Raw genomic sequence first — 1742 nt, forward strand, 5'->3', positions numbered from 1 at the left:
CGTGGTGGTGATGCGCGCGGCCGACTTCGGCAAGACCGGCTACGAGACGCCGGAAGCGCTGGAGGCCGATGCGGAGCTGAAGGCCCGCGTCGAGGCGATCCGGCTGCAGATCGGCCCGCGCATGAACCTGGGCGACGTGGCCAGGAAGACCGTGCCCAAGATGTGCCTGGTCGCCCCTGCCCAGCACGGCGGCGCGATCTGCACCCGCAACTTCATCCCCCACCGGGTGCACGAGGCCATCGGCGTATTCGGCGCCGTCAGCGTCGCCACGGCCTGCGTGATGCCGGGCTCGGTCGCGGCCGATGTCGCGAAGGTGTCCGATCCCGGCTCGCTCGAGGTCGAGCACCCGACCGGCTTCTTCACCGTGGCCATGGACGTGACGTTCGAGCGCGGAGCGCTGAACGTGCGCCGCTCAGCCTTGCTGCGCACCTGCCGCCGCCTGATGCGCGGCGAGGTCTATGTGCCGGCCAGCGTGTGGGGCGGGCCGTGAAGCGCGTCGCCCTCATCGGGTTCGGCGAGGTCGGCCAGACGCTGGCGGGAGACCTCCGCGGCAAGGTCGACCTGGTCGCGTGGGACATCGCCTTCGCCGACCCGACGAGCCTGCCCAGCCGGGCCCTGCCCAGCCATGACGTCCGCCGCGCGGGCAGCGCCGCGGCCGCCGTAGAAGGCGCCGACCTCGTCATCAGCGCCGTGACGGCCGCCCAGGACCTCGACGCCGCCCGCGCGGCGGCTCCGGGCCTGGCGAAGGACGCCTTCTTCCTCGACCTCAACTCGTGCTCGCCGGGCCAGAAGACGGCTTCGGCCGAGGTGGTCGAGTCCGACGGCGGCCGCTACGTGGAAGCCGCCGTGATGAGCCCGATCGGGCCGAAGCGCATTGCGTCGCCCATGCTGCTGGGCGGAGCGCACGCCGAAGCATTCCTCACCGCGGCCGGCGGTCTCGGGTTCGACGGCGCCGTCGCCTACTCGCCGGTCGTCGGCCGCGCCGCCGCGACCAAGCTGTGCCGCTCGGTGATGATCAAGGGCGTCGAGGCGCTGCTGACCGAGTCGCTGCTGGCGGCGCGCCACTATGGCGTGGAGCAGGTGGTGCTGGATTCGCTCTCCGACCTCTTGCCGCTGCCGGACTGGAACAAGACCGCCCACTACATGATCTCGCGCAGCCTGGAGCACGGGACACGGCGCGCCGAGGAGATGCGCGAGGCCGCCCGCACCGTCGAGGAGGCCGGCGTGCCCGCGCCCATGAGCCACGCGATCGCCGAACGCCAGGCCTGGGCCGCCGACCACCGCGCAGCGCTCTCGCCCGACCTCATCGCCATGCTCGACGCCGTCATCGCCAGGCTGGAACGCAAATGACCCTGATCATTGACTGCCACGGCCACTACACCACCGCGCCCGCGCCGCACGACCAGTGGCGCGACGCCCAGAAGGCCGCCTTCAAGGCCGGCGGCGACGTCGACCCGGCCTACCCCAAGATCTCGGACGACGAGATTCGCGAGACCATCGAGAAGAACCAGCTGCGGCTGATCCGGGAACGCGGCGCCGATTTCACGATCTTCAGCCCACGCGCCTCCACCATGGCCCACCACGTCGGCGACGAGGCGGTGAGCCAGGCCTGGACGCGGCGCTGCAACGACCTGATCCACCGGGTGACCACGCTGTTCCCCGAGACCTTCGCGGGCGTCTGCCAGCTGCCCCAGTCGCCGGGCGTCAGCATCGAGAACTCCATCGCCGAGCTGGAGCGGTGC

3 protein-coding genes are annotated in these 1742 nt (G+C 71.6%); all 3 read left to right on the forward strand.

Annotation, left to right across the window (positions count from 1 at the left end; genetic code table 11):
* The coding region (locus VGD44_RS13500) for a PrpF domain-containing protein (RefSeq protein ID WP_331087853.1) at positions 1-490 on the forward strand (490 nt) is incomplete at its 5' end.
* The gene (locus VGD44_RS13505; RefSeq protein WP_331087855.1) at positions 487-1350 is read left to right on the forward strand and encodes a DUF1932 domain-containing protein; all 864 of its coding nucleotides are present in this window, start codon (positions 487-489) and stop codon (positions 1348-1350) included. The genes VGD44_RS13500 and VGD44_RS13505, both read left to right, overlap by 4 nt.
* On the forward strand, positions 1347-1742 hold a 396-nt coding region (locus VGD44_RS13510; RefSeq protein ID WP_331087857.1), incomplete at its 3' end, for an amidohydrolase family protein. The genes VGD44_RS13505 and VGD44_RS13510, both read left to right, overlap by 4 nt.

Source organism: Phenylobacterium sp. (assembly GCF_036402295.1).
Lineage (GTDB): Bacteria > Pseudomonadota > Alphaproteobacteria > Caulobacterales > Caulobacteraceae > Phenylobacterium.